20 protein-coding genes are annotated in these 19359 nt (G+C 72.9%); 12 read left to right on the forward strand and 8 right to left on the reverse strand.

The window, feature by feature from the left end; translation table 11 throughout:
* The first annotated feature begins 38 nt into the window (after nucleotides 1-38).
* From paaA to paaE, 5 genes are read left to right on the forward strand one after another with little or no spacing between them, the layout of a single operon-like run.
* Nucleotides 39-1079, forward strand: coding sequence for a 1,2-phenylacetyl-CoA epoxidase subunit PaaA (gene paaA, locus ACFWIS_RS10090; protein ID WP_380451040.1), 1041 nt, complete (start codon nucleotides 39-41; stop codon nucleotides 1077-1079).
* Nucleotides 1076-1369 carry a 1,2-phenylacetyl-CoA epoxidase subunit PaaB gene (gene paaB, locus ACFWIS_RS10095; protein WP_030234269.1) on the forward strand — a complete coding sequence of 98 codons (294 nt, stop codon included), beginning with the start codon at nucleotides 1076-1078 and terminating at the stop codon, nucleotides 1367-1369. Before paaA ends, paaB begins: the two co-directional genes overlap by 4 nt.
* On the forward strand, nucleotides 1353-2288 hold the full coding sequence (gene paaC, locus ACFWIS_RS10100) for a 1,2-phenylacetyl-CoA epoxidase subunit PaaC (protein ID WP_380451038.1): 936 nt from the start codon (nucleotides 1353-1355) through the stop codon (nucleotides 2286-2288). Before paaB ends, paaC begins: the two co-directional genes overlap by 17 nt.
* Nucleotides 2282-2869 (forward strand): 1,2-phenylacetyl-CoA epoxidase subunit PaaD, encoded by a 588-nt coding sequence (gene paaD, locus ACFWIS_RS10105; RefSeq protein ID WP_380451036.1) that lies wholly within the window; start codon nucleotides 2282-2284, stop codon nucleotides 2867-2869. The genes paaC and paaD overlap by 7 nt, the downstream gene beginning before the upstream one ends.
* Nucleotides 2870-3997 (forward strand): 1,2-phenylacetyl-CoA epoxidase subunit PaaE, encoded by a 1128-nt coding sequence (paaE, locus tag ACFWIS_RS10110; protein ID WP_380451034.1) that lies wholly within the window; start codon nucleotides 2870-2872, stop codon nucleotides 3995-3997.
* 11 nt (nucleotides 3998-4008) lie between these two features.
* Here the strand turns inward: paaE and ACFWIS_RS10115 are convergent, their stop codons facing one another.
* Nucleotides 4009-5205 (reverse strand): NAD(P)-binding domain-containing protein, encoded by a 1197-nt coding sequence (locus tag ACFWIS_RS10115; protein WP_380523804.1) that lies wholly within the window; start codon nucleotides 5203-5205, stop codon nucleotides 4009-4011.
* Nucleotides 5206-5263: 58 nt separating this feature from the next.
* The gene (locus tag ACFWIS_RS10120) at nucleotides 5264-5635 is read right to left on the reverse strand and encodes a YbjQ family protein (protein ID WP_375890615.1); all 372 of its coding nucleotides are present in this window, start codon (nucleotides 5633-5635) and stop codon (nucleotides 5264-5266) included.
* A 125-nt stretch (nucleotides 5636-5760) separates the two neighbouring features.
* Between ACFWIS_RS10120 and ACFWIS_RS10125 the strand changes: the two genes are divergently transcribed.
* The 5 genes from ACFWIS_RS10125 to ACFWIS_RS10145 all read left to right on the forward strand — a co-directional run bounded on the left by ACFWIS_RS10125 (nucleotide 5761) and on the right by ACFWIS_RS10145 (nucleotide 10619).
* Nucleotides 5761-6693, forward strand: coding sequence for a hypothetical protein (locus tag ACFWIS_RS10125; RefSeq protein ID WP_380451031.1), 933 nt, complete (start codon nucleotides 5761-5763; stop codon nucleotides 6691-6693).
* Nucleotides 6694-6764: 71 nt separating this feature from the next.
* Nucleotides 6765-7301 (forward strand): hypothetical protein, encoded by a 537-nt coding sequence (locus tag ACFWIS_RS10130; RefSeq protein ID WP_380451029.1) that lies wholly within the window; start codon nucleotides 6765-6767, stop codon nucleotides 7299-7301.
* Between the two features lie 93 nt (nucleotides 7302-7394).
* Entirely contained in the window at nucleotides 7395-8183 is a 789-nt protein-coding gene (locus ACFWIS_RS10135; protein WP_380451027.1) for a peptidyl-tRNA hydrolase, read from the forward strand.
* A gap of 568 nt (nucleotides 8184-8751) precedes the next feature.
* Entirely contained in the window at nucleotides 8752-9024 is a 273-nt protein-coding gene (locus ACFWIS_RS10140; protein ID WP_380451025.1) for a hypothetical protein, read from the forward strand.
* A 254-nt stretch (nucleotides 9025-9278) separates the two neighbouring features.
* A complete protein-coding gene (locus ACFWIS_RS10145; protein WP_380451024.1) occupies nucleotides 9279-10619 on the forward strand; it encodes an NADH-quinone oxidoreductase subunit D in 1341 nt (446 codons plus the stop codon).
* Between the two features lie 68 nt (nucleotides 10620-10687).
* Here ACFWIS_RS10145 and ACFWIS_RS10150 read toward each other — a convergent pair whose 3' ends face one another.
* From ACFWIS_RS10150 to ACFWIS_RS10160, 3 genes are all read right to left on the reverse strand, one after another.
* Nucleotides 10688-11641 carry an aminoglycoside phosphotransferase family protein gene (locus ACFWIS_RS10150; RefSeq protein WP_380451022.1) on the reverse strand — a complete coding sequence of 318 codons (954 nt, stop codon included), beginning with the start codon at nucleotides 11639-11641 and terminating at the stop codon, nucleotides 10688-10690.
* Between the two features lie 75 nt (nucleotides 11642-11716).
* Nucleotides 11717-12835: a fatty acid desaturase family protein gene (locus ACFWIS_RS10155; RefSeq protein WP_380451020.1), complete on the reverse strand. Its 1119-nt coding sequence runs from the start codon at nucleotides 12833-12835 to the stop codon at nucleotides 11717-11719.
* Between the two features lie 6 nt (nucleotides 12836-12841).
* Nucleotides 12842-13921 (reverse strand): ferredoxin reductase, encoded by a 1080-nt coding sequence (locus ACFWIS_RS10160; protein WP_380451019.1) that lies wholly within the window; start codon nucleotides 13919-13921, stop codon nucleotides 12842-12844.
* Nucleotides 13922-14008: 87 nt separating this feature from the next.
* Between ACFWIS_RS10160 and ACFWIS_RS10165 the strand changes: the two genes are divergently transcribed.
* Nucleotides 14009-15148, forward strand: a complete 1140-nt coding sequence (locus ACFWIS_RS10165) for a PucR family transcriptional regulator (RefSeq protein WP_380451017.1) — start codon at nucleotides 14009-14011, stop codon at nucleotides 15146-15148.
* 256 nt (nucleotides 15149-15404) lie between these two features.
* Here ACFWIS_RS10165 and ACFWIS_RS10170 read toward each other — a convergent pair whose 3' ends face one another.
* Genes ACFWIS_RS10170 through ACFWIS_RS10180 form a run of 3 tightly spaced genes read right to left on the reverse strand, consistent with a single transcriptional unit; the run spans nucleotide 15405 to nucleotide 17857 of the window.
* The gene (locus ACFWIS_RS10170; protein WP_380451015.1) at nucleotides 15405-16160 is read right to left on the reverse strand and encodes a hypothetical protein; all 756 of its coding nucleotides are present in this window, start codon (nucleotides 16158-16160) and stop codon (nucleotides 15405-15407) included.
* Between the two features lie 45 nt (nucleotides 16161-16205).
* Nucleotides 16206-16943 (reverse strand): hypothetical protein, encoded by a 738-nt coding sequence (locus ACFWIS_RS10175; RefSeq protein WP_380451014.1) that lies wholly within the window; start codon nucleotides 16941-16943, stop codon nucleotides 16206-16208.
* Entirely contained in the window at nucleotides 16940-17857 is a 918-nt protein-coding gene (locus tag ACFWIS_RS10180) for an ATP-binding cassette domain-containing protein (RefSeq protein WP_380451012.1), read from the reverse strand. The genes ACFWIS_RS10175 and ACFWIS_RS10180 overlap by 4 nt, the downstream gene beginning before the upstream one ends.
* Nucleotides 17858-18060: 203 nt before the next feature.
* On the opposite strand from ACFWIS_RS10180, the gene ACFWIS_RS10185 reads away from it, so the two are divergent.
* Nucleotides 18061-19344: a sensor histidine kinase gene (locus ACFWIS_RS10185; protein ID WP_380451010.1), complete on the forward strand. Its 1284-nt coding sequence runs from the start codon at nucleotides 18061-18063 to the stop codon at nucleotides 19342-19344.
* Nucleotides 19345-19359: the final 15 nt, after the last annotated feature.

Here is a 19359-nt window from a genome sequence, read left to right on the forward strand (position 1 = left end):
GTCGGTCGGTCGATCGTGTGACGTGAGAGGGGACCGTGGTGAGAGCAGAGGTGGCCGAGGCCGTCCCCGCGCAGACGCCGGAGGACCGGTTCGACGCGGTGATCGCCGCCGAGCAGCGGATCGAGCCCAGGGACTGGATGCCCGACGCCTACCGGGCCACCCTGATCCGCCAGATCGCCCAGCACGCCCACTCCGAGATCATCGGCATGCAGCCCGAGGGCAACTGGCTCACCCGGGCCCCCTCGCTGCGCCGCAAGGCCATCCTGCTGGCCAAGGCCCAGGACGAGGCGGGGCACGGCCTCTACCTCTACGCCGCCGCCGAGACCCTCGGCGTCGACCGCGCGGAGCTGACCGAGAAGCTGATCAGCGGCCGTCAGAAGTACTCCTCGATCTTCAACTACCCCACCCTGACCTTCGCCGACGTCGGCGTGATCGGTTGGCTGGTGGACGGTGCCGCGATCTGCAACCAGGTCCCGCTCTGCCGCTGCAGCTACGGTCCGTACGCCCGGGCGATGGTGCGGATCTGCAAGGAGGAGTCCTTCCACCAGCGTCAGGGTTACGAGCTCCTGATGACCCTGATGCGCGGCACCGACGGCCAGCGCCGGATGGTCCAGGACGCGGTGGACCGCTGGTGGTGGCCGTCGCTGATGATGTTCGGCCCGCCGGACGCCGACTCGCCGAACACCGCCCGCTCGATGGCCTGGCGGATCAAGCGCCACACCAACGACGAGCTCCGGCAGCGCTTCGTCGACATGACCGTGCCGCAGGCCGAGCACCTGGGCGTCACCCTCCCCGACCCCGAGCTGCGCTGGAACGAGGGACGCGGTGGCTGGGACTTCGGCGAGCCGGACTGGTCCGAGCTGACCCGGGTCATCCACGGCCAGGGCCCGTGCAACGCCCAGCGGATCGACCGCCGCCGGGCCGCCCACGAAGAGGGCGCCTGGGTCCGCGAGGCGGCCGTCGCCTACGCGGCCAAGCGCGCCGCCGAGGCCGCTGCAGCACCCGCGGTCGTAGTCGAAACGGCAGCCGCAGCCGGAGCCGCTGAGCGGCAGACCCCCGAACAGGAGAACGGAAAGTGACCGAGTCCAAGGCCGGCTGGCCGCTGTACGAGGTGTTCGTGCGCCCGCGGCGCGGCCTGAACCACGTCCACGTGGGCTCGCTGCACGCCTCCGACGACCGGATGGCCCTGCTCGCCGCCCGCGACCTGTACACCCGCCGCAACGAGGGCGTCAGCCTCTGGGTGGTGCGCTCGGACGCGATCACCGCCTCCACCCCGGACGAGCGGGACCCGTTCTTCGAGCCCAGCGGTGACAAGGTCTACCGCCACCCGACCTTCTACGACATCCCCGAGGATGTCCCGCACATCTGACGGGGGAGCCACCGTGCACGACCACACCGCGTCCGCCACCGAGGACGACCACGTCTACCTCAGCCTCGCCGGGGCCACCCCCGGTCCCGAGGGCGAGGGCCGCTGGGCCTACGGGACCGGCTTCGCCGACCCGCTGCTCGGCGTGGACACCGCCCTGCCCGCCGGCTTGGCCGGCCCGGACCTCGCCGCCTACTGCCAGATGCTCGGCGACGACGCCCTGGTGCTCGCCCAGCGGCTGATCGAGTGGTGCACCCGGGCGCCCGAGCTGGAGGAGGAGGTGGCGCTCGCCAACCTCGGCCTCGACCTGCTCGGCCAGGCCCGGCTGCTGCTCACCCGGGCCGGTCAGGCGGACGGCTCCGGCCGAACCGAGGACGACCTGGCGTACTGGCGGGAGGAGCACGAGTTCCGCAACGTCCGCCTGGTGGAGACCCCGAACGGCGACTTCGCGTACTCGGTCGCCCGGCTGCTGCTGTTCGCCACCGCCCGCGGTGCGCTGTACGAGGCGCTGAGCGCGCACCCGGACCCGGTGCTGGCCGCGGTCGCGGCCCGGGGCGTCAAGGAGCTGGCGTACCACCGCGAGTACGCCACCGCCTGGACGCTGCGGCTCGGCGACGGCACGCCGTACTCGGCGGAGCGGATGCAGGCGGGGCTGGACGCGGTCTGGCCGCTGCTGGAGGAGCTGTTCACCGCGCACCCGGTGGAGCTGCGGGCCGGTGTCGACCCGGCGCGGCTGCGCGAACCGGTGCTGCGCGAGCTCGCCGCCGTCCTCGCCGAGGCGGGGCTGACCGTGCCGGACGTCCCGCCGCTGGCCACCGTGCTGGGCCGGGCCGGCCGCGACGGGGTGCACACCGAGGAGCTCGGCCCGCTGCTCGCCGAGATGCAGGCGGTGGCCCGCGCGCACCCGGGGGCGACGTGGTGACGGGCACCGCGGCCACCGCGGCCACCGCAGCCACTGCGGCCACTGCGGCCACTGCGGCCACCGTCCGCGGACCGGCCTGGGAGGTCGCCGCGGCCGTCCCGGACCCGGAGCTGCCGATGCTCACCCTGGCCGACCTGGGCGTGCTGGCCGGGGTCGAGGTGGACGACGGCAGCGGCACGGTGACCGCCTGGCTGACGCCGACCTACTCGGGCTGCCCGGCCGTCGCCGAGATGGCCGCCGACGTCGACCGCCGGCTGCGCGCCGCCGGGTACCCGGACGTCCGGGTGCGGCTGCGGCTGGACCCGCCCTGGTCCACCGACCTGATCACCGCCGAGGGCCGCCGCAAGCTCACCGCGGCGGGCATCGCCCCGCCGCGCCCCACCTCGGCCCTGGCGCCCGCCGCCGGGCCGGTCCCGCTCCTGCTGGGCCCCACCCGCACCGGTGCCGCGGCTCCCGTGCCCTGCCCGCAGTGCGGCGGCACCGAGACGGAGGAGCTGTCCCGCTTCGGCTCCACCGCCTGCAAGGCGCTCTGGCGCTGCCGCGCCTGCCGCGAGCCGTTCGAACGCGTCAAGGAGATCTGAATGCCCGCCGCGACCCCAGTGTCGGACCCCGTCCGCCCGGCCCGCCGTCCGACCTTCCACCGGCTGCGGATCGACCGGGTGGAGCGGCTCTGCGAGGACGCCGTGGCGGTGACCTTCGCGGTGCCGGACGACCTGGCGGCCGAGTACGCGTTCCGGCCAGGGCAGACCCTGACCCTGCGCAAGCTGGTGGACGGCGCCGACGAACGCCGCTCGTACTCGATCTGCGCCCCGGTCGGCGGGCCGCTGAGGATCGCCGTCCGCGAGGTGCCCGGCGGACTGTTCTCGCGCTGGCTGGTCCGCGAGGCCCGGCCCGGCGAGGAGGTCGAGGTGCTGACGCCGTCCGGCCTGTTCAGCCCCGAACTCGGCGAGCCCGCCGACCACGTGCTGCTCGCGGCCGGTTCCGGCATCACCCCGATGCTGTCGATCGCCGCCTCCGTGCTGGCCGCCGACCGCCGCTCCACCGTCACGCTGCTCTACGGCAACCGGCGCTCCGACACCGTGATGTTCGCGGACGAGCTGGCCGACCTGAAGGACCGCTACCTCGGCCGCTTCCAGCTGGTCCACGTGCTCTCCCGGGAGACCAGGGACGCCGAACTGCTCAGCGGTCGGCTGGACCCGGATCGGGTCCGGGCGCTGCTGACGGCGCTGGTGGACGTCGACGGGGTCGGGCACTGGTGGCTGTGCGGCCCGTTCGGCATGGTCGCCGGGGCGAAGGAACTGCTCGCCGAGCTGGCGGTGCCCGGCGAGCGGGTGCACCAGGAGCTGTTCCACGCCGAGGACGAGCCGCTCGCCGAGCGCGACGAGGACTGGGACGGCGCGGACGGCTCGGAGGGCTCGGGTACGACCGGCGAGCGCAGCGAGGTCACCGTCGTCCTCGACGGGCGCGGCAGCACCCTCGCCCTCCCGCGTGACCGCTCGATCCTGGACGGCGCCCAGCGCTCCCGCCCCGACCTGCCGTTCGCCTGCAAGGGCGGGGTCTGCGGCACCTGCCGGGCGCTGGTCACCGAGGGCGAGGTGGAGATGCGTCGCAACTTCGCGCTGGAGGAGAAGGAGCTGGCGGCGGGGTACGTCCTCACCTGCCAGGCTCGGCCGGTCACCGACCGGGTCACCGTCGACTACGACCGCTGATCCCCGCTGGTTCAGCCGGCTGATCCGGTGGTTCGGACGGCAGCGGGGACCTGGCCGGGGACGGTGGCGGGGACGTGGGCGGCGAGGTGGGTGGGCTCGGTCTCGCCGGCCGGGTCCCCGAGGAGTCCGACCAGGTCGTTGACGGCGGCGCGGCCGGCCCGGTTCGCGCCGATGGTGCTGGCCGACGGGCCGTAGCCGACCAGGTGGACCCGCGGGTCGGCGGTGGCGCGGGTGCCGGTGAGGGCGATCCCGCCGCCGGGGGAGCGCAGGCCGAGCGGGGCGAGGTGGCCCACCTCGGGGCGGAAGCCGGTCGCCCAGACGATCGCGTCGACCGTCAGCTCCTCGTCGCCCCAGGCGACGCCGTGCTCGGTGAGCCGGTCGAACATCGGTCGGCGCTTCAGTGCGCCCAGTTCCTCGGCCCGGCGGTAGGCGACCGAGGGGCCGAGGCCGGTCACGCTCACCACGCTGCGCACCGGCAGCCCCAGGCGGACCCGCTCCTCCACCTTGGCGACCACCGCGCGACCGTACTCGGGGGTGAACGGGCCCTCGTGGTAGACGGGCTCGGAGCGGGTGACCCAGACCGTCTCGCCGACCGCGGCGACCTCCGAGAGCACCTGGACCGCCGAGGCACCGCCGCCCACCACCAGGACGCGCCGGCCCGCGAACTCCTCGGGACCGCGGTACTCGGCGTAGTGCAGCTGGCGGCCCGCGAAGTGGCCCGGGTAGTGGGGGAGGAAGGGGCGGGTCCAGGTGCCGGTGGCGTTGATCAGAGCCCGGGTGGACCAGGTGCCGCGGTCGGTCTCGACCAGCAGCCGGGAGTCGGGGCGCTCGGACTCGGCGTGCACCGCGCGGACCGCTACCGGGCGTACGACCGGGAGCGCGTGCCGGGTCTCGTACGCTGTGAAGTACCCCGGCACCACGTCGCGCGCGCGGGCCTGGGGGTCGGGTGCCGGGAGCTCGGCGTCCGGGAGGTCGTGGAAGCCGTGCACGGTGGCCATCCGCAGGGACGGCGAGCGGTGCGCCCAGGCACCGCCGGGGGTGGCGTTGGCGTCGAGGACGACGAAGCCGCCGTCGACTCCCTCCCGGTAGCGGGCGAAGCCCCGGCGGCCGAGGTGATAGGCGGCGGACAGTCCGGCCTGTCCGGCGCCCACCACCAGGACGTCCACGAGTCGCGGACCGGCCGCTTTGGTTGCACCGTAAACAGTCACGCCGGTGAAACATCGGACGGTCGGGGACTGTTCCCGCGCCGGGCGCGGGCCGGGTGGCTCAGCCGATCGGGGAGATCACCGCGGCGGTGCCGTACGCGCAGACCTCGGTGCCGACGTCCGCCGCTTCCGTGACGTCGAAGCGCATCATCAGGACGGCGTTGCCGCCGCGCGCCTTGGTCTGCTCGATCAGGCGCTGCATCGCCTCGTTGCGGCTCTCCACCAGCGTCTTCGTCAGACCGCGCAGCTCGCCGCCGATCAGCGACTTCAGCCCGGCGCCGATCTGGCTGCCGATGTGGCGGCTGCGCACGGTCAGTCCGAAGACCTCGCCGATCACGTGATCGACCCGGAAACCGGGGATGTCATTGGTGGTCACGACCATGACGTCGGCGTTCGGGCCCTGCCCGCCGCCGTACTCGTTGATGTCAGCCATGGGGGTCATCCTGCCGGTGTCGTGCGTCCGAGTGACAGAGGCACGGCGGGGAGGTGGCCGAGATGGGTCTCCGGAAGCTGGTTCAGACCGGTGATCGGGCGGCCGAAAGGCCGTACCGTAGCCCCATGGGCGAGCGAAGCGATCATCCGCAGGGGCCGGGCGCGGCGGAGTACTCCGACGCGCCGGAGATCGAGGCGACGGTGGTACTGGGCCTGCGGATCACCGACTGGCCGGCGCTGCGCGCGGCCGCGATCAGGGCCGTCGAGGAACTGGACTTCGAGGGCATCGACCCGGCGGGCCAGCGCCGTGAACTGCTGCGCGAGGTGGCCGAGGACGCCAACGCGGCCCTCGGCGCACTGCTGCACCCCGACCGGCTGGTGGCCGCGATCCCCGGGGTCGAGGCGATCGGCGGCACGCTGGAGATCAGCGTCACCGAGGACTTCACCCCGGACTTCGCCGAACTCTTCCCGCTGGACGGCGGCGAGGAGGAGGACGGCGGCGCGGGCGCGGACTGGACCCTCACCCCGCGCACCGCCTGCCTGCTGCACGCACAGCTGCTCGGCCTGGCCGACGCCGCCTACGACGACCTCGACGAACACGGGGACGACCCGGTCGTCGACGGCGAGGACGTCGACTGGACGGTATTCGCCCGGCTGCCCCAGCGCACCTGGCGGCTGCACCGCGGCTGGCGGCGCACCATGGCCCGGACCTTCGACGACCTCGCCGACGACCTCGCGCTCGGCGAATGGCCGCTGCCGCGTTGCCTGGCCGAGGAACTCGCGTTGCGGATGGCCCTGGTGGACGCCCGGACCCTGCTGGGCTCCCAGCCCGAATCGGTGGCCGACATGATGGGCGACCTGCCGGCCGACCTCTACGACTACGACTGGGACGGCTGCCACGACGAACTGTTCGGCGTGTACGGGCCGGACGACGGGGACCCGGAGCTCGGCGCCGAGCAGCGCACCGAACTGCTGCTGACCGCGACGCACCCCGAGGGATGGTTCCTGATGTACGAGGACGCGGAGGAGCGGGACCCGCAGCGCGGCTACCGGCGCTGAGCGGGCGTCGGTCGGGCGTCGGGCGGGCGCTGGGCGGGCGTCGGTCGGGGGCGGGCGGCTAGGCTGCCGACATGTCCGATGTGTCTGGTGTGCGGGGTGTGCCCACGGGGGATCCGGGCCCGGGGGAGTCGGGGTCGGGCGGTCCGGGGGCGGCGGGGGACGAGTCGGCGCTGGGGCGGATCGCGCTCGGGCTGGACGGCGTACGGGCGGCGCAGCTCGGGCGGACCGCCGAGGCGCGGACCAGCTTCGAGGCCCTGTGGGAGGAGCTGGGGGAGCGGGACGTCTTCCACCGCTGCGTCCTGGCGCACTATCTGGCCGATCTGCAGGACGACCCCCGGGCCGAACTGGAGTGGGACCGGCGGGCCCTCGCGGCGGCCGACTCGCTGACCGTCGAGCGGGCCGCGACCTACGAGTCCGCCCTCCAGGTCCGGGCCTTCTACCCCTCGCTGCACCTCAACCTGGCCTCCGACCACCTCAAGCTCGGGGAGCCCGACCTGGCACGCGAGCAGCTCGAACGGGCGGTGCGGAGCCTGGACGCGCTGCCGGAGGACGCGTACAGCACGGGGATCCGGGCGGCGGTGGAGGAACTGCGGCAGCGGCTGCGCTGAGCGGGTGGCCGGGTCGGTGCGGTGCGGGTGGGCCGTAGGGGGACCGCCGGGGGTGGGCCGGGGCGGTGGGGGTGGGGCTGGCATCCTGGACGGGTGACTTCTCCGTTCGATGCCCCGGCCCCCGCGCCCGCCCCCGACGACGTTCGGGCCCCCGACGACGTTCCCGGTCCGGAGCACGTTCCCGGCTCCGAGGACCGCGACGCGAGACCGCAGTACGTGCTGCCGATGGTCGTCCGACTGGAGAAGGCCACGCCACCGGGGCGGACGGACGCGCTGGAGACCTCGGCGCGGGCGGTGCTCACGCTGCTCGCCGACCCCCGGGTGACCGACGTGGACGGCGAGTGGGCGGAACGGGTCGCTGCCTGGGAGGACGCCCGGATCCGCAAGGTGGTCCGACGGGCCCGGGGCGGGGAGTGGCGCCGGGCCGAGGAGCTGCCGGGCATCACGGTGCGGGGCCGGGAGGCGGAGGTGCGGGTGTTCCCGCCGATCCCACTGGACGGCTGGCCGAAGGAACTCGCCAAGTTGCAGGTCTCCGGGACGGACCTGGCGGAGACCGCCGAGGTCGGCGCGCCCGAGCCGGGGCTGCCGGTGCTGTGGCTCAACCCGGAGCTGGAGATGAGCGCCGGCAAGACCATGGCCCAGACCGGGCACGCGGCGCAGCTCGCCTGGTGGCGGTTGGACGGGGCGCAGCGCAAGGAGTGGGCGGAGTCGGGGTTCGCGCTCGCGGTTCGCACGGCGGCGCCGGAGGTGTGGGAGGAACTGGTCCGCAGCGGGCTGCCGGTGGTGCAGGACGCGGGGTTCACGGAGATCGCCCCCGGGCCGACCGTCGCAGTCGAAGGCGGCACGCGCTACTGCCCCACCCCGCGCCTCCGGCGCCCGTGAACGCACCGCTCTGACCCGTTGCGGGCCCCAGGTCCGTCCGCGGTCGGCGACCCGGCCCGCACCTTCCTCGCCGCGGCCCGGCCCTGGCACTGCTGGGTGCCGGGGCGGAGCAATCCCGTGATGGTCGGTGATGACTCAGGCGGCTCGGTGATGGGTGGGTGCGAACCGCTCGCAGGACCGGCTCGGACTGGACCGCCGCCTCGAACTGCTCCTGGCACGGAGTCATGGTGATGCCGACGCGGTACGTCTGGACGAGCATCCAGCCCAGGAACCCGGCGGACACCGTCAGGCAGACGCCGATCGCGGCGAGCACGATCCCGGGGACCCGCCCCGCCCGTCGGCCACTTCCTTCCGCGGGACCGTGTCCGCCGTGACGGCAGCGCGACGGGTTCGGCCGGGGGCCCGCAGAAGCGTCGAAGCCCGGGGGCGCCTGGCCGCCGCCCACGTCTTCACGGTAGAGCGGGCGCTCCGCAGCGGCAGGTCAGCACGGGGCGATGCCCCGCCGAGCCCACAACCGCCTGCGGCATGCCGGCTGGCGCCAGGGTGCCGGCCACGCGAGCATCTGGCCATGACGGAACCCGAGCCTTCACCGGTGAGCCATGACGCCCACTACCTCGGCGCGACCGCCCGCCTCTACGGCTGGCAGGTCGTGCGCGAGCAGGACGAGACGATGCGGTTCTCACTGCTCGACTGGACGCTGCGGGTGGAATTCTCCCCGGACGGCCGGTTCGCGTCCGCCAGGGCCGATGGCCCTGGCAGCACGGACACCGAGCTGGACCTACGGACCGTGCTCGACGTGCTCGAAGAGTACGGCAGCCCCTCGCCGCCCGAGGAGACGTGAAGCACCTGGCCCGCGGCCGATGCCGATTCCGCCCGGCGGCAGCGCGACGAGGTGAGGGGACGGTAACCGGCAGGCAGGCGCCCGCCGTAGATGTGCGTGATCCTGGACTGGAGCGGCCCAAGTCGCCACGTCGTGCCGGTGGCTGGGGCGAGGGCCGGCCGGCCGAGAAGGGCCGCGGGCCGTCGTGCCCGATCGCGCGCCGCCACACCGGCACCGGGACGTGACCGGCGGCCCGAGCGGAGGTCATACGGCTGATGAGCGGCAGCGAGCACGAGCCGGCAGGAGCGCGGGACACGATCGAGGGCCGCGTCTACACCGTCACCGGCGGTGACTGGGACGAGGTCGCCGACGCCGAGCAGCGGCGAGAACGGGCGGACGACGAGCGGATCATCGTCAACATGGGGCCGCAGCACCCGTCCACCCACGGCGTTCTGCGCCTGGTCCTGGAGACCGACGGCGAGACGGTGAAGGAGGCCCGCTGCGGCATCGGCTACCTGCACACCGGCATCGAGAAGAACATGGAGTTCCGCAACTGGGTCCAGGGCACCACCTTCGTGACCCGGATGGACTACCTGGCTCCGCTGTTCAACGAGACCGCCTACTGCCTGGCGGTGGAGAAGCTGCTCGGCATCACCGGGCAGGTCCCGGAGCGGGCCAGCGTGATCCGGGTGCTGATGATGGAGCTCAACCGGATCTCCTCGCACCTGGTGGCGTTGGCCGCCGGCGGGATGGAGATCGGCTCCACCACGTTGATGGTCTACGGGTTCCGTGACCGCGAGGTCATCCTCGACGTCTTCGAGCTGGTGACGGGCCTGCGCATGAACCACGGCTACGTCCGACCGGGCGGCCTGGTGCAGGACCTGCCTCCAGGAGCGGTGGACCAGATCCGCGCGGCGGTCAAGCTGCTGCGCTCGCGGATGCCGGAGTACGACAAGCTCGCCACCGCCAACCCGGCCTTCAAGGCCCGGCTGGTCGACGTCGGCTTCCTGGACCTGGCCGGCTGCCTGGCGCTCGGAGCCACCGGCCCGATCCTGCGGGCCACCGGCCTGCCGCACGACCTGCGCAAGACCGATCCCTACTGCGGCTACGAGAACTACGAGTTCGAGGTCGCGACCGCCGACACCGCGGACTCCTACGGCCGGTTCCTGATCCGGCTGGAGGAGATGCGCCAGTCGCTGCGGATCGTCGAGCAGTGCCTGCACCGGCTGGCCCCAGGCCCGGTCATGGTGGGCGACAAGAAGATCGCCTGGCCCGCCCAACTGGCAGTCGGACCGGACGGGTTGGGCAACTCGCTCGAGCACATCCGAAAGATCATGGGTGAGTCCATGGAGGCGCTGATCCACCACTTCAAGCTGGTGACGGAGGGCTTCCGCGTCCCGGTGGGGCAGGCCTACGTGGCGGTCGAGTCAGCCAGGGGCGAGCTGGGCGTGCACGTCGTCTCCGACGGCGGCACACGGCCGTACCGGGTGCACTTCCGCGACCCCTCGTTCACCAACCTGCAGACGATGGCCGCGATGTGCGAGGGCGGGCAGGTCGCGGACGTCATCGTCGCGGTGGCGAGCATCGACCCGGTGATGGGAGGCGTGGACCGGTGAGAGTCGTCGCACCGCGGACGCGCCGTGGCCGCCGAAACGGCCCACGAGTGCCGTGACGGCCGCTCACGTCAGGCGCTGAACACGGCATTGCGGCGTAGCTGTTCCGCGCACCACCGGAAGTGCCGGTCACGGTCGTCGAGGCCGAAGAGGTCGTAGGTCGTGAGGGCGTATGCGGCCTGATAGGCGGTGAGGGTCTCTGAGGTGTACCCGAGCTCCCGGGCGAAGAGTTCGGTGAGTTCCGCCGTGTGCTCCTCGGCGTGCGGCCCGTACATGTCGTAGACGGCAGCGGTGACGGCGGCCTCGAAGGCCGGGTCGCCCGCGGTCGTGTAGAAGCCGAAGTCGAGCACTGCGACGGGCCGACCGGCCGCGTCGAGGTGGATGTTGGGCGGGACGAGGTCGCCGTGGATCGCGGTCACCGGCGCGTCGGGGAGGAACCGCAGCGCCTTTCGCGTGCGCTCGACACCCGCCTCGAAGTCCGGCACACAGGCGGCCAAGGCGGCACCGTGCCGGGCTGCGGCCCGGGCGACCAGGGCCGCGAGCGCGTCGCGGAAGCTGTCGTGGTCCCGCCACAGTGGACGGTCGTCACCCTGAACGGTCAACCGGCGCATGGCGTCGGTGCCCGGGACGGAGGCCAGGCCACGCAGAACGGCGAGTAGCGCGTCGCTGTGCCGGGTGGGTACCTCGCGCTCGTGGGCGGCCCGCGCGGAGTCGACTCGCATCGAGTCTCCGGGCAGCTCACGCTCGTACGTCACCAGGACACCCTCGTGGTCCTCGGCGTCGAGGACTTCCGGGGTGGAGAACGGCAGCGGGTGCCGCGCGATGTCCGCGTACACCTGGCGGGTGAGAGCGAAATCGGCCGGCGGCCGACCGCTCCACACCTTGGCGACCCGGCCATCGCCCAGCCCGTAGACGACGCCCTCGACACCAGCGCCGATACGGCGGACACCCGGGTGCCCGCGGTCGGCGAAGTACGCGGGCCATGGGTCGGAGAGCGGGGCTTCCGCGTTCGGGTAGTTCTCCATCCACACATTGGACCAGCAGCCACACCGACCTCGCGAGGCGTTTTCGTGCGGCGCCTCGCCCGGGGCGGCGGGGAATCAGGCCGCGACGAGTTCCTGTTCGCGGTTCGGCGTCCCGACCTTGGGCTTCCTGTTCGGCAGCGAGAGCCGGAAGACCTTGCGCCACGCGGAGAACACCTGCTTGGGCAGCGGCCCGGTGACGTACTCCAGCTCGTACTTCTCGAACAGCGCGCGCACCTTCACCGCGACTTCGGCGTACCGGTTGCTCGGCAGGTCCGGGAACAGGTGGTGCTCGATCTGGTGCGAAAGGTTGCCGGTCATGAAGTGCATGGCCCGGCTGCCGCTGATGTTCGCCGAGCCCATCATCTGGCGCAGGTACCACTGGCCGCGCGTCTCGCCCTTGATCGACTGGCGCTCGAAGACCCGTACGCCCTCGGGGAAGTGCCCGCACATGATCACCGAGTGGGACCAGACGTTGCGGACCAGGTTCGCGGTGAACGTGGCGGCGAGCGTGGTGAGGAACGACGGGCCCGACAGCAGCGGGTGGATCACGTAGTCCTTGAGCACCTGCTTGCGGATCTTGCGGCCCACGGCCCCGGCCCGCGCGCGGAACTCCGGGTCCTTGCGGCGGCGCTTCCGCAGGTTCTTGCCGAGCTCCAGGTCGTACGCCGCGATGCCGTACTCGAAGAAGCAGGCGTTGATGAAGTTCCACAGCGGCTGGCCGAGGTGGAACGGGTACCACTTCTGGTCCTCGTCGACGCGCATGATGCCGTAGCCGAGGTCGTTGTCCTTGCCGATCACGTTGGTGTACGTGTGGTGCAGCTCGTTGTGCGAGTGCTTCCACTGCTCGGACGGAGAGACGTGATCCCACTCCCAGGTGGTGGAGTGGATCTTCGGGTCCCGCATCCAGTCCCACTGGCCGTGCAGGACGTTGTGGCCGATCTCCATGTTGTCCATGATCTTCGCCACGGACAGACCGGCGGTGCCGAGCAGCCACGCGGGCGGGAAGATCGAGAACAGCAGCACGCCCCTGCTGGCCAGTTCGAGCTTGCGCTGCGCCGAGATGACCTTGCGGATGTAGGCGGCGTCCTTCTCGCCGCGGCCGGCGATCACCTCGTCGCGGATCGCGTCCAGCTCACGGCCGAGCTCCTCGATCTGCTCCGCGGTCAGGTGGGCGGTGGGGTCGATAGCGGTCAAGTGCTTCTACCGTTCGATGTCGCAGGGGCCCGCCGCGGCGGACACGCAGGTCTGGATGAGGACGCCCGGCTCGGCCTCGGTGATCTCGCCGGTGCGCAGGTCGCGGACGGCGCCCGCCTTGAGCGGCGTGACGCAGCCGAAGCAGATGCCCATGCGGCACCCGGAGGGCATGAGCACGCCGGCCTCTTCGCCGATGTCCAGCAACGGCGTGGCGCCGTCCGCGTCGACGGTCTTGCCGGTGGCGCTGAACGTGACCTCGCCGCCGCCGCCTCCGTCGCCGTTGTCGCCGTCGCCGGTCACGGCGATACGGGGGCGGAAGCGTTCGGTGTGCAGGCGCTCTCGGACGCCGTGCTCGGTCCAGTGCTCCTCCGCGGCGTCGAGCAGGCCCGCGGGCCCGCAGGCCCAGGTCTCGCGCTCGGCCCAGTCGGGCACGAGTTCGCCGAGACGGGCGATGTCGAGCCTGCCGTCCGTCTCGGTGTGCACCTCGGTGAGGCGCAGCTTCTTGGCCGCGACCAGGTCGTGCAGTTCGTTGCGGAAGATCACGTCTCGCGGCCGGGGCGCGCAGTGGACCATGACGGCGTCGGCGAACTCGACGTCGCGCAGCATGCCCATCACGGGCGTGATGCCGCTGCCGGCCGTCAGGTAGAGCACCTTGGCGGGCTTGGCCTGCGGCAGCACGAAGTCACCGGCCGGCTGCTCGAGCTGGACCAGTGTGCCCGGTGCCGCCCTGCGGACCAGGTGGTTGCTGACCTTGCCGTCCGGGACCGCCTTCACGGTGATCGTGACGCGGCCGTCCTGGCGGTCCGTCGGTGAGGTGAGGGAGTAGGAGCGCCACAGCCGCCTCCCGTCGACGTCGACCCCGATCCGCACGTACTGACCGGCCGTGTGGCCGCGCCAGCCCCGTCCCGGCCTGATCACGATGGTCGCGGCGTCACCCGTCTCGGGGTGCACGGCCTCGATGCGCCCACGCAGGTCGGCGCCCGCACGGAGCGGGCTGACCAGGTCGAGGTAGTCCGACGGCAGCAGCGGCGTCGTGACCATCTCCAGCAGTTTCCACGCCCTGCTGCGGAGGGCTGAACTCGTCATGACTCCAGCTTGCTGCGCCTCAAGGCGTAAAGTCCTGACCGTAGGACGTAAATCTGGTCGGCTGAATTGTTCGCAGGGAACAAAAACGTGAGCCATGCAAACCGGAGGGCCGGCGAGCTGGTCCTGGACGAGACGACGGTCACCGCGCTTCGGGCCGCGCTGACGGCCACCGCCGACGAGGTCGTCCAGGCGATCATCGACGAGGTCCCTCCCTACGCGAACGCCCTTTCGGGCCGCATGGGCGGCACCATCCGCCGAGCCGTCCGCACCGCCCTGGGGCACTACCTGGACCGGGCGAGCGGGAACGCCACCGGCGGCGACGCCGGTGACGCGGCCTACGAGCTGGGCCGCGGCGAGGTGCGCGACGGCCGTTCGATGGACGCCCTGCTCAGCGCCTACCGCGTCGGCGCCCGGGTGGCCTGGCGATGCCTGGCCGCCGGTGCCGTACCCGCCGGCCTGCCCGCCGCCGAGGTCGCCAAGTTCGCCGAACTGACCTTCGCCTACATCGACGAGCTCTCCGCCGCGAGCGCCGCCGGCCACGCCGACGAACTGGCCGCCCGGGGCTGGGCCCGCGAGCGCCACCTGGAACAGCTGGTCCGTGACCTCCTCGCCGGCGCGAGCCCGGACGTGCTGCGGGCCTCGGTTCAGCGGGCCGGGTGGCAGCCTCCGGTTTCGCTGACCGCGGTCCTGCTGCCCGCCGCCCAGGCCCGGCCCGCGTACCGCGCGCTCGACCCGAGCACCCTCGTCCTCGACGATCTGCCGGACGCCACCGGTGTGCTGCTCGTCCCCGATGCCGACCGGTCGCACCTCCTGCGGCAGCTGACCGACCGCACCGCCGTGGTCGGCCCGGCGCGGCCATGGACCCGTGCGTCCGCCTCGTACGCACGAGCGGTACGCGCGCGCTCCCTCTCCCCTGATATCCGCGACACCGAGGAGCACCTGCCCGAGCTGGTGCTGAGCGCCGACGTGGACGCGTTCGCGGACCTGCGTGCCCGAGCCCTCGCGCCGTTGCGGGCCTTGCCGGTCACGACCGCTCGGCGGCTGGAGGAGACGTTGCGGGCGTGGCTGCTGTACCAGGGCAGGCGGGACGAGGTGGCGGCGGCGTTGTTCGTCCATCCTCAAACAGTGCGGTACCGGATGTCGCAGCTGCGGGAGCTCTTTCCGGATCTCGCATCGCCGCAACGGGTCCTTGAGCTGACCCTGGCGGTGGGTCTTCGGGGCGGCTGATGCGTACTGGCAGGTGCCAGGTAACGGATGACGGCGAACAGATGACGGCGAACAGATGACGGCGAACAGATGACGGCGAACAGATGACGGATGACAGATGACGGACGACGGATGACAGATGGCGGACGACGGGTGACAGATAACGGCGAACAGATAACAGCGAACAGATTTCGAAATCTGTTCGCTGTCATCCGTTCGCCGCCACCTGTCACCCGTGACCTGTCGGCCGCCCCGGCTCGGCGACCCCCTTCGCCCGCTACCCGCCCGAGGCCTGGTGCCGGCGCATCGCCCGTAGCCCGCCGTAGACGGCCGCGGCCGTCCAGAGCGCCATGATCAGCAGCCCGGTCCAGTGCCCGTAGTGGATGCCCGGCTCGGTCCGGGTGCGCATCGCGTACAGACCGCCCCGGTCGGGCAGGAACTGGCCGACTTCGCGGACACCGGGGATCGCGGCCAGCCAGGTGGTGCCGAGGAACACCGTCGGGGTGAGCAGTCCGAGGGCCGCGGTGAAGTTGCCCAGCATGGCGGTCAGTCCGAGGCAGAGCAGCACCATCAGCGGGTGGTACAGCACCCCTGCCAGGAAGCTGCGGACCAGGCCGGGGGTGGAGAGGTCGATGCCGACGGTGGCGCCGACGACCAGGAAGGAGCATGCGGTCGAGACCAGGCCCAGCAGCAGGCCCAGCCCGGCGCCGAGGGCGAGCTTGGCGCCGTACAGCCGCCCGCGCCCGGGGACGGCGGTGAGCGAGGTGTCGATCATCCGGGTGTTGAACTCCTGCCCGATCAGCAGGATCCCGAGGCAGGCCAGGGCGACATGGCCGAACAGCAGGCCGTAGTAGATCCCCCCGGCCGGGTCCTCGCCGGGGGTGTGGTCCTTCGCGCCGTAGGCGGCGTTCACGGCGGCGGTGATGCCGACGGTCAGCACCAGCGCGACCAGCGGGGCCGCCCACTGGGAGGGCAGGGTGGTGAACTTGATCCGTTCGGCGCGCAGGGCGTTGCCGAAGCCGGGCATCCTCATCTCTCCTTTCTCCTTCATCTCTCTTCATCTCTCCTGCGCGCGAGGTCACTTGGCGCGCTTCAGGGCCCGCAGGCCGCCGTACGCGGCCAGAGCCGTCCAGAGCGTCATGATCAGCAGTCCGGTCCAGTGCCCGTACACGGTGTGCGGGTCGTCGGCGTAGTGCAGCGCGTACTGGCCGGCCCGGTCGGGCAGGAACTGGACCGCGTCCCGGGCGCCGGGTACGCCGGCGAGCAGGGGGGAGAGCAGGAACACGGTCGGGCCCAGCAGGCCCATGGCGGCGGTGAGATTGCCGAGCAGGGTGGTCACCCCGAGGCAGAGCACCACCAGCAGCGCCGGGTAGAGCACCCCGGCGGTGGCCGCGCGGGCGAAGGCGGGGCCGTGCCAGTCGGCGGGGACGGTGGCCGCGTAGCCGGCGAAGGCGCCCGCCGTGCCGAGCGCGCCGGCGCCGAGACCGACCAGTGCGCCCAACGCCAGTTTGGCGCCGTACAGTCGCCCGCGCCGGGGGACGGCGGTGAGCGAGACGTCGAGCATCCGGGTGTTGAACTCCTGCCCGATCAGCAGGACTCCGAACGCGACCAGGACGGCCTGGCCGAAGTTGAGTCCGTAGAAGACGCCGACGCCGGGGTCGTCGGTGATGTTGCGGTCCTTGCCGCCGAGGGCCGCGCCGACCGCCGTGGTGACACCCGCGGTGAGCAGGACGGCGATCAGCGGCGGGAGCCAGAGCGAGCGGAGGGTGGTGAGCTTGATCCGTTCGGCGCGGAGGGCGCAGGACAGGGCGCTCATGCGGCGGCCTCGGCGCGGTACTCGACGCTGTCGGCGGTCATCCGCATGAACGCCTCCTCCAGCGAGTCCTGTTGGACCGCGATCTCGTACAGCACCACGCCTTCGGCGGCGGCGAGCGCCGCGATCCGCTCGGGCTCGGCGCCGGTCACCTCCCAGGCGCCGCCGTCGACTTGGGTGGCGTCGAGGCCGTGGACGGGGCCGGCGAACAGGGCGGCCAGTTTGGTCGGGTCCACGGCGCGGACCCGGATCCGGGTGCGGCCGTGCCGGTCGATGAAGTCGGAGGTGGCGGCGTCCGCGAGCAGCCGGCCGCGGCCGATCACCACCAAGTGGTCGGCGGTGAGCGCCATTTCGCTCATCAGGTGGGAGGAGACCAGCACCGCCCGGCCCTCGGCGGCCAGTTCGCGCAGCAGGGTGCGGATCCAGCGGATGCCCTCGGGGTCGAGGCCGTTCACCGGCTCGTCCAGCAGCAGTGCCACCGGATCGCCGAGCAACGCGGCCGCCACCCCGAGGCGCTGGCGCATGCCCAGCGAGAAGCGTCGGATCCGCTGCCCGGCGGCGTCCGCCAGGCCGACCTGCGCGAGCACCTCGCCGACCCGGCGCTCCGGCAGGCCGTTGCTCGCGGCCAGCCAGCGCAGGTGGCCGCGCGCCGTCCGGCCGCCGTGCAGGGCCTGGGCGTCCAGCAGGGCGCCGACCTGCCGCAGCGGGTCGGCCAGTCCGGCGTACGGACGGCCGTCGATCAGGGCGTGCCCGGCGGTGGGGCGGTCCAGGCCGAGAAGCAGACGCATGGTGGTGCTCTTGCCCGCGCCGTTCGGGCCGAGGAAGCCGGTCACCACGCCGGGGCGGACCTCGAAGGACAGGTCGTCGACGACCCGCCGGCCCTCGTACTCCTTCGTCAGGCCCTGGATCTCGATCACGGCCGCGCTCCCTTCGGGTCGTTCGGTGGTGCGTTGCTGCCGGCGCTTCCGGCCGGTGGTCACGTTCGACTGGTCACATTCGACCGGAGCGGGCCCCACCTGCGGATCCCGCACCGGAGTGGAGCCGTCTCCCTCCCGGGAGGGAGCGCGTCCGGACCCGGGGCGGGAGCCGCGAACCGGCGCCGGACTGACAGGATGACGCGGTGACCGAGATCGCCGTGCCCAGGATCCTCGCGCCGCTGCTGGCCGGCGCCACCTACGCGCGCCTGCTGCACCTCCTGGTCGGATGGATCTTCATGGGCGTCGTCCTGCTGATCTATCCGGGGACGTACGGGCTGACGCTCGCCCGGATCGTCGCGGAGTGCGTCGCCGTGGACTCCGTCCTGCTGATGCTCGTCGCCCTCGTCCCGGCGGCCCGGCGGGCGGAGGGGATCCAGGCCCGGCTGTTGCTGGTGCCCGACCGCGAGCAGGACATCGCCGCCGACCCCTCGCGCGGCTGGGCCGACCGGTGGCGCACCGCGCTCTGGCTGATCGGCCGGGTCGCGCTCGGCTCGGTCGTCGGGATGACGACCGTACTCGGCGTCAACGCCGGCGGCCATTTGCTGGCGGGGCCCCGGGGGCAGAGCTACCTCCTGCTCCTGCCGGTGGCGCTGTTCGGGTACGGCTGGCTGGTGGTGGCTGCGGGACGCCTCCAACTCGCCATGGCGACAAGGCTGCTGGGCCCGTCCCCGGCGGAGCGGCTGGCGGAGGCCGAGCTGCGGGCCGAACGGCTGCTGGAGCGCAACCGGTTGGCCCGCGAGCTGCACGATTCCATCGGCCACGCCCTGACGGTGACGGTCCTCCAGGCCGGGGCCGCGCGCGAGGTCGGGGACCCGGTGTTCGCCGCCAAGGCGCTGGAAGTCATCGAGGAGACCGGGCGCCGAGCCATGGACGACCTCGAACGCACCCTCGTCCTGCTGCGCGAGACCCCGCCCGGCGAGAACGGCACGGCCACCGAGCGGCCCGGGATCGAGCAACTGCCCGCGCTGTTCGACACCGCCCGGGCGGCCGGCAGCCCGGTCGAGGCGTGGATCGACGTGCCGGCCGGCGCACTGCCCGGGGTGCTCGCCCGCGAGTCCTACCGGATCGTCCAGGAGGGTGTCACCAACGCGCTGAAGTACGCGCCCGGCGAGCCGATCGGGGTCCGGATCGCCGTCCGGGCAGGGCAGTTGGAGCTGCGCTGCGCCAACCGGGCGCCGCACGGCACGGGCGGCGCCGGGGGCGCCGGGGGCGCGCCGCGCCAGGGGGGCGGTGGGGGCGCGCCGCGCCAGGGGGGCGGTGGGGGCGCGCCGCGCCAGGGGGGCGATGGGCGCAAGGGCGGCAAGGGCCTGCGCGGCATCCGCGAGCGCGCCACACTGCTCGGTGGCGAGGCCATGGCCGGGGCGGCGGCCGACGGGAGCGGGGAGTGGGTGCTCGACGTCCGGCTGCCCCTACGCTTGGGCTCGTAACGGATGATCTTGCCG

Origin of the sequence: Kitasatospora sp. NPDC127060, from assembly GCF_042724935.1 — a bacterium.
Taxonomy (GTDB): Bacteria; Actinomycetota; Actinomycetes; order Streptomycetales; family Streptomycetaceae; genus Kitasatospora.